10 protein-coding genes are annotated in these 7,524 nt (G+C 57.9%); 4 read left to right on the top strand and 6 right to left on the bottom strand.

From position 1 onward, the window contains the following. Positions 1 to 162: 162 nt before the first annotated feature. The 4 genes from CW742_RS04230 to CW742_RS04215 form a co-directional block, all read right to left on the bottom strand. Complete coding sequence (locus CW742_RS04230; RefSeq protein WP_292416898.1) at positions 163 to 951, bottom strand: SdpI family protein; 789 nt, start codon at positions 949 to 951, stop codon at positions 163 to 165. Position 952: 1 nt separating this feature from the next. After that, complete coding sequence (locus CW742_RS04225) at positions 953 to 1,264, bottom strand: hypothetical protein (protein ID WP_292416895.1); 312 nt, start codon at positions 1,262 to 1,264, stop codon at positions 953 to 955. Between the two features lie 10 nt (positions 1,265 to 1,274). Continuing rightward, positions 1,275 to 1,817, bottom strand: coding sequence for a hypothetical protein (locus CW742_RS04220; RefSeq protein WP_292416892.1), 543 nt, complete (start codon positions 1,815 to 1,817; stop codon positions 1,275 to 1,277). Positions 1,818 to 1,879: 62 nt separating this feature from the next. Then, on the bottom strand, positions 1,880 to 2,329 hold the full coding sequence (locus CW742_RS04215) for a hypothetical protein (protein ID WP_292416890.1): 450 nt from the start codon (positions 2,327 to 2,329) through the stop codon (positions 1,880 to 1,882). A 131-nt stretch (positions 2,330 to 2,460) separates the two neighbouring features. Here CW742_RS04215 and CW742_RS04210 point away from each other — a divergent pair, with 131 nt between their 5' ends. Both CW742_RS04210 and CW742_RS04205 read left to right on the top strand, forming a co-directional pair. Beyond that, a complete protein-coding gene (locus tag CW742_RS04210) occupies positions 2,461 to 3,162 on the top strand; it encodes a dihydrofolate reductase family protein (RefSeq protein ID WP_292416888.1) in 702 nt (233 codons plus the stop codon). A 46-nt stretch (positions 3,163 to 3,208) separates the two neighbouring features. Next, entirely contained in the window at positions 3,209 to 3,625 is a 417-nt protein-coding gene (locus tag CW742_RS04205; protein ID WP_292416885.1) for a hypothetical protein, read from the top strand. A gap of 171 nt (positions 3,626 to 3,796) precedes the next feature. Here the strand turns inward: CW742_RS04205 and CW742_RS04200 are convergent, their stop codons facing one another. Continuing rightward, entirely contained in the window at positions 3,797 to 4,378 is a 582-nt protein-coding gene (locus CW742_RS04200) for a hypothetical protein (protein ID WP_292416883.1), read from the bottom strand. Positions 4,379 to 4,532: 154 nt separating this feature from the next. Then, entirely contained in the window at positions 4,533 to 5,807 is a 1,275-nt protein-coding gene (locus CW742_RS04195; protein WP_292416880.1) for an MFS transporter, read from the bottom strand. A gap of 133 nt (positions 5,808 to 5,940) precedes the next feature. Between CW742_RS04195 and CW742_RS04190 the strand changes: the two genes are divergently transcribed. Further along, positions 5,941 to 6,846 carry an alpha/beta hydrolase gene (locus CW742_RS04190; protein WP_292416877.1) on the top strand — a complete coding sequence of 302 codons (906 nt, stop codon included), beginning with the start codon at positions 5,941 to 5,943 and terminating at the stop codon, positions 6,844 to 6,846. Positions 6,847 to 6,918: 72 nt separating this feature from the next. Next, positions 6,919 to 7,524: hypothetical protein (locus CW742_RS04185; RefSeq protein WP_292416875.1), on the top strand; the 606-nt coding region annotated here is incomplete at its 3' end.

The following is a 7,524-nucleotide window of genomic DNA, read 5'->3' as shown; positions in this document are numbered from 1 at the left end:
GGAGTGTTTTGGAAATTGTTTTGAGATTTTTCTAAAAAAAAATAAAAAAAATTTTGTTGGGCAGGTCAACCCTTTTCTCATGCGTTTTTTCCCGCGATTGTTCGGATGATTCGTGGACCGGCGTTATCTTCTGTTACCGATTGGCGCATGGGAGCACCTGAACTATAAGTCCCGTGATGGTACGCTCTTCGCCAGCCGGTACGACCAGATGCAGATATACAGGGTTGACCCGAGTATAATGACCAGCATCAGGGCCATTGCCCAGATCCCTGCAACCAGGCTCCCGAGTACGACCAGCACTCCCGCAGCCATGAATATCCTGCCGCCGTACTCGTGGGTCCGGTTCCATACCTCTTCGCTAGCGAGCGTCCACGGAAGGCGGATCCCCATGATGGTGTTCCTCCCGATATGGGGCATTAAGCCTCCCATCGCGATGAAGAGGAAGCCTATCAGGAGAGATATGATGGTAACAATTGGCAGGTCGACACCCATGGCAGAGGCGATCACCATCACCTCGATGGAGAAGATCATGGCAATCGTGGCAAAGATGAGCATTGCATAGATGTCCCGGAATGCTTCCAGGGAAAATTCCATGGAGCGGAACCGGGGCAGGATGATCATGAGGACCATGACCAGCGTGATTATCACCGGCAGCCCGAGAATACCGGAGAACTTGTCGGCAAAACCGTTGGCCTCGCCATGCAGTCCCCAGTGGATCGGGATGACTTCCGGAAGATGCGGAAGGGCCAGAAACGCAATGATCCACGAGAGGACGACAACGCCCCAGGTCAGGCGCATGAATAGGGCAGACCGGCGGGCAACCGGCCCGCTGTCACCGGCCATGCGGGTCTTGTGCCCGCTCCCCTCCGGCTCAGGCGACAGCTTCCGTGGCGCAGCATGCATCGGGCACCAGCCCATGGCGTCCCAGATAAGGGCGGCGATCTGTGCCATGTTACTGCGCCTCCTTCCTATGAGAGTAATACCAGTACACGAGGAAGGCAATCAGCACGGCACCAACAAAGAATGGCCACCAGATATTCCCTCCGACAAAGCAGGTGGCTACCAGGATCGCGAGCGCTCCTCCGGTCATCCAGTGGTTGACCGTGATCGTTGCTTTTGAGGTCCCGGGCTGCGGGGGTTCCGGATCGGACATTTCCACGGCACCCCTCGCCGTCCTGTTGTCACGTGTCTGTGCATGGATCCCAGAGTGGTTCGGGCACCACCCGATCCAGACCTGCAGGTGTTGGAAAGCGGTATGCATCATGGATATCATGTTACCGGTGTATTGTTGCCGTAGCATGTTCGATGGCTGCAATCAGGGCATCCGGCTCATCAGTACCGATCCGGAATCTCTTGCCGGATACCAGGAGAACTTCAACGGCCTTGAATCCCGAGACATTGTAGAGTGGACCTCCTGGCGTCCAGCGGATGCCCCAGCCAAAGTACCATGCATTGGTTACATCTGTGGCTGAGACGATCTCCGACAACAGCCATTCTTTCCGGACCAGCCTGATGGGCCCAAACCATATCCGGAGCCGGTCGCTCTCAACCGAAACGGTCAGGGTTGACATGATTGCGAGCAAAAAGACCAGGATCGCGACCACCATGCCGGTAACCCAGAAAAATCCTGCAAAAATGGAGATTGCGAGGCTCAGGACAATTGCAGCGGATACCGCTCCAATGATCACCGTGCCCCGCTGGGTGTGTTCGTACTTCCCGCGGTCCGGCGCTCTATTCCCCTCGCTTCCTGGAGCACCCGGACTCTTCACCGCAAGGCTCCCGGCAGGAAAACCATATCCGGTATCCCGCGTGCTCATATTCATCGTATGTCCGTTAGGGCACCAGCCAAGCCAGCCCCGGATCACTTCGGAAACCCTCATCATTTCATCAGCGCCTTTACATTCCTGAATAATTCTTCCGCCATCTTTGTCGGGTCGGCGGTTTTCTCGATCCTGACCCCGAGCTCGGTGGCATAGTCCCAGAGCAACTCAATGCACTCGGTATACCGCTGGCATGCCCCGCAGTCACCGTCATGCTCGTACCAGACCTGCACCCCGTGTTTTTCCGACACAAAAATGATGGCCGCGGTCTGGAACGGGATCGACCTCCCAATGAGGATCCCCCGCCCGGCATGGATCTTCTCAATGGAGATCTGGTTTGCATCTGCCATCCCGCGGAGGGTGCTCTCGATCTTCTCGTCCATGAGGTGGAGGGCCCGCGATACGGCCTGGCGGGAGATGCCAAACCGGTGGGCAATCCCGATATTGGACTCCCCGCTCCGGCGCAGTGCCCAGAACCCGAACTGGCGGTCGTCCGTTGCAAGGAACATGCGTCAACATTCGAATGTTGACAATATATATGTTGCGGGATGGTCGCGGGGCAGGCAGCGATACTTCACTTTCACTCCCCTCAGGCACCACCTTATCTTCTGCCTGTCCAATGCGTATTCAGGAATTATCCATGAAACCCCGGGTTATTATTCATACGGCGATGAGCCTTGACGGCCGCATCACAAACTTTCCCGCTGACCTTGAACTCTACTACTCCCTTGCCGCACAGTGGAACCCGGACGCAATCCTGTTCGGGAGCGGGACGGTCCTTGCGGCAGTCCGTGACAACCCGGCGCTTGAAGTCCCGCCTGAGCACGAGGAGATGTTTGTGCCACCTGCAGGGCAGCCGGACCCGCGCCCGCTGCTCGTCATTGCCGACAGCCGCGGGCAGGTTCGCTGCTGGGACGCGATCCGGAAATGGCCGTATATGCGGGACGTCCTCGCGCTTTGCTCCCGCGCAACTCCCAAAGAATACCTGGAGTACCTGAACGAGCGCCATATCGGGACAATCGTTACCGGGGGCGAACGTATCGACATGCGGGAGGCGCTTGAGGCGCTGAACCGTGACTATGCAACAAAGACCGTCCGGGTGGACAGTGGCGGGACACTCAACAGCGTCCTCCTTCACGATGGACTCGTGGACGAGGTGAGCGTCCTCATCCATCCCATCATCGCAGGGGGGAAATCATCCCCCACTCTCTGCGATCCGGATCAGGCAGGCATCACGGGGCTCCAGGTGCCCCTTATCCATACAAGCACAGAAGTTTTGAAAGAGGGGATGGTATGGTCGCGGTATACCATACGTGGCACAAAACCGGCTCCGGCCCGGTGAAATCACCTCCCAACCTTTATTTCCCATCATACCCCACCATCCATTCATGAGACGTGCATTCTGTACCTGTCTTTTTATTGTCCTGCTTCTCGTGGTTGCCAGCGGCTGCATCCAGCCGGCACCCCAGACTCCACCCGCCACAACACCGTTGCCACCCGCGGCTACCCCTGTTCCGGCGATGACCACTGCCATAGCTGAAAAACACCTGACGTTTGACGTGTCCAAGACATCAAAAACCGTGAATATCACCTACACGGGAGGCCCTGATGCCGGCGGCCTTGTTGCCCTGAAGGTCCGGATCGACAACCAGGACCTCGACGATTTCGAGCGCACGGTCCTGACACCCTCGCCCGGGGAGCAGATTCTCTTCACCTACCAGGGGCTTGCTACCCCGGTAACGGCCAATATTATCGGGACATGGGAGAACGGGTACCAGCAGACCGTCCTGTTGTATTACTTCTGAAGGGAAGAATCTCCTTTTTTGATCCGGTCTTGTCAGACCCGTAGATCCGGTTTTGGACCGGGCCCCGTCGGACCATTGTCCTTTGCACCGCTCGTATTGTGCAGGCAGGAATGCACCTTTCCCTGCGAATTCATGACGAAAAATACAGAAAAGGAATGGGCTGGCGGGAGATTATCCCCAGCCGGCCAGCTCGGTTGTCACGGTCCCTTCAGCACTGCCCCCATCCATCTTTATGAGAGGTTTGCCGGATGCGATCCAGTAGTATGCCGTAACGCCATTGGAACTCGCCATATACTTGTCAGCAACGAAGGTGCCTGCCGGGACGGTAACCGTTTCGGTGGAAACCTTCGCAAGTCTGACATCGGACCCGATATCATTGGGATTGGATGCAGAACCGGTGCTGCCTGATGAGCTGCAGTCCAGGTTGGAGAGCATGTCCGTCTGGTCCTCCATACCGTCTATCCGCATCGTGCATTTACCGGTCTTCTGGTTGTATTTGAAGAACATGGAGACTTTCTCTCCCCCGGCATTGCTGGTGATCTTGTATTCTACCCATTCATAGTTCACCCCGCCAAGGAGATCTGTTCCGGTTGCGGCACCTGCACCGGAACCTCCGGTTGCAGGAGAGCTTCCACCCGCTGAAGCCGCGCCGGCGCCGGGCTGTGCAGGCTGGCTGTTCCCGCTGCACCCGGCAGCGGCGACTGCGATCGCAACGAGGATAATGGCGATGATGCCCATTTTGGAAAACGTCATGATGATACCTCCGTACTGCTCAGATCACGGCCGGGATCCTGTGGAATGGTAGCCGGGCTTATCGTGAAATGATTATTGCGGTATATTAGCTTACTCTTTTTTAAATCTAATGAAAGAACGCCCGGAATGATGTTCTCATGGAAAATTTTCGCTCTTATGATGGTATCCTGCTCCTGTTGCGGACCGCGAGCGTGAGCAACCCGCAGAGGATGAGGCAGACGCCGATTGCGACAAGGCCTGCATCCGTTGATCCCGTTGCCCTGGTAAGGGAGCCGACAAGGGACGGGCCGATGAATCCCCCGAGGTTCCCGATCGAATTGATCACCGCTATCCCGACAGCTGCCGATGCCTCCGTAAGGAAGACCGCAGGAAGGGTCCAGAAGGGGCCGAACTCGCAATAGATGCCAACGGTTGCGATGATGATCAGGATGAACGCGAGGATGGGGATGGGAAGAAGGCCGGCCGCGGCGAGTGCAATCCCCCCGGCAATGGGGGGAAGTGACGCGTGCCATTTTCGTTCTCCGGTCCGGTCCGAATGCCGGCCCCAGGCAACCATTGCACAGAGTGCCACAAAATAGGGGATGATCATGACAAGGCCAATCTCAAAATTGGTGAATGCAGGGTTCATAGCATGGATGATCTGTGGCATCCAGAAGCCGAGGCCGTACAACCCGATGATCACGGTACAATAGATCGTTGCAAGGTGCCAGACCCTCGTGTCCCGGATCACGGACCAGAAGTCCGCCAGTGAATCCGCTGCTTCTGCATTGTCCCGTGCGATCACCGCTGAAAGCCATCGCCGCTCTTCCGGCTCCAGCCATGCGGCATCCTTTGGTTTGTCGGTCAGGTAGAAGTATGTCACAATCCCAAGTACGATAGCCGGGAGTCCTTCGATGATGAAGAGCCACCGCCACCCCGCGATCCCAAACCAGCTGATATTGTCGAGGATCCATGTCGAGACCGGGGCGCCGATGATATTCGAGACAGCGAGTGCGGTCATGAAGAGGGCAACGGCGCTGGCCAGGTCTTTTCTCCTGAACCAGCAGGTGATGTAGAGGATGATGCCGGGAAAGAACCCCGCCTCGGCGACCCCGAGGATGAAGCGGAGGGCGGCCAGCTGCAGGGCATCCGAAGCTGCCGCGGTTGTTATAACGACAATCCCCCAGCTGATGATGATCCGGCTGATCCAGATCCGGGCCCCGATCTTCTGGAGGATCATGTTGCTTGGAACCTCGAAGAGCAGGTACCCGATGAAGAAGATGCCCGAGAGGAACCCGAAGATCTCGGCGGAGAGCCCAAGGGCACTGTTCATTTCGAGTGCAGCATACCCGAAGTTGACCCGGTCGAGAAACGCGATGACATAGAGGATAAAGAGAAACGGGAGCAGCCGGCGGGTTACCTTCCTGACCGTTCTCTCTTCAAGGCTCATGCCATGCAGCATCAATGAAGGTCTGCACGGTGCCTGATATGCGTTCGGTTTTGCATCCCCGCGCCGTACTGCGCCCGGAACTGCCAGTCATACCCTCATCCTTTATTACCCGGCCTCTCTAACACAGAACACAATGATCCGCGAGTCCCCGGCAGAACTTCTCTCGATCATCCGGTCTCATGCGCCTGGCCCGGACAAGCCCCTTGTTGCCGCGCGGAAGCACTACTCGGAATTTTACCGCGAGATGCAGGAAGAGATCATCAGTGAGGGAGCCCATACTGTCGAACAGGTCGCAATCCGGGACAACCTCTCCGGGTACTGGATCTCGGTTCCCGAGGCCGAGCCGGACTATGTAATTCTCTTCTTCCATGGCGGGATGTTCACGATGGGATCAACGGCCGACCACCTGGGCCTCTGCATCCGGCTCTCCCGCGCCGCCCGGGCCCGTGTCTTTTCCGTTGACTACCGGCTCGCCCCCGAGCACTCCTTTCCTGCGCCGGTCGAGGATGCGATCGCCGCATACCGCTTCCTCCAGGCAAAGGGTTACCCGCCCCACCGCATCGTCCCGCTGGGGATATCGGCAGGAGGAAACATCGTCCTTGCCTCGCTCCTCTCGATGAAGGAACAGGGGTATACCCTTCCCCCCGCCGCGGTCTGCATGTCTCCGATCACCGATATGCAGTTTGCGGGGGAGTCCGTGACGAAAAACGCGCAGCGGGACGCGATAACGGCCGACCGCCTCCACGCGATCCGGACCGCCTATCTCTCCGGTCGCAACGCATCGGTTGCCCTTGCCTCACCCGTCCGCGGCGCGCTGAAAAACCTCCCCCGCCTTTATATCCAGGTTGGCACGTATGAACTCCTCCTTTCCGATATCGGGACGTTCGTCGAGAAAGCACGGTGGGCAGGTTCACCGGTCCAGGTGGAGATCTGGGAGGGGATGTATCACTGCTGGCAGGTCTTCGCCGGCCAGCTTCCCGAGGGCCAGGAGGCAGTCGACCATGCCGGATCGTTCATCTGTGGCATCCAGGGCCGCTGACCCGGGTCATCGCGTCTGCACCAAACCGACATGGCTATCACGAGCCGGGTATACCCTCTTTTCCGGTATACCATGAATCCCCTCTTCCGTCCGTTTCTGTGCGGGTGCCTGCTGCTCCTCATTGTTGTTGTCCCGGCTGCAGCGAGCCCCCTGCTTGCGAGCGAGTCGTTCACTCCCAATCCTCCCCTTTCTCCCGGGGGCCCGCAGGAGGTTGTCGCAACATTTACCATCCCGAGCGGGACGACATTTCCCCGGGACCACGAGATCCAGATGACAACGCAGCTGGAGAACGCGAAATGGAACATCCAGGTGGTGGTCGATGGCCACAATTCTGCACAACAGACAGCATCGGGCACCGCCGCGTTCATCAACGGCATGGTACTTTCCTATTCAGTGAACCACGATGTACGGTTTACTGTCACTGTATCCGGCACTGTCCCGTCGGCAGCAACCGGTTCTGTTACCGTCATTGATCTGGTCGAGATCGACAACACCGGCAACATCATTCCGGGGAGCGAGATCCTTGTCAGCCAGCCGCTTGCCTGGTCGTCCACGACGCCCGCCCTCACCACGCCTCCCCCCCTGACTCCCCCCCCAGCCCCTGCCCCTCCTGCCGCCACCACGTCGCCGGCATTCGCCGCATTCCACGTTTTCCTTCCCTCCTGGATACCTGGCCTC

Origin of the sequence: Methanoregula sp., from assembly GCF_002835825.1 — an archaeon.
Classification (GTDB): domain Archaea; phylum Halobacteriota; class Methanomicrobia; order Methanomicrobiales; family Methanospirillaceae; genus Methanoregula.
The sequence above is the reverse complement of the archived record's forward strand: the minus strand, read 5'-3'. Positions and strand labels throughout refer to the sequence as shown.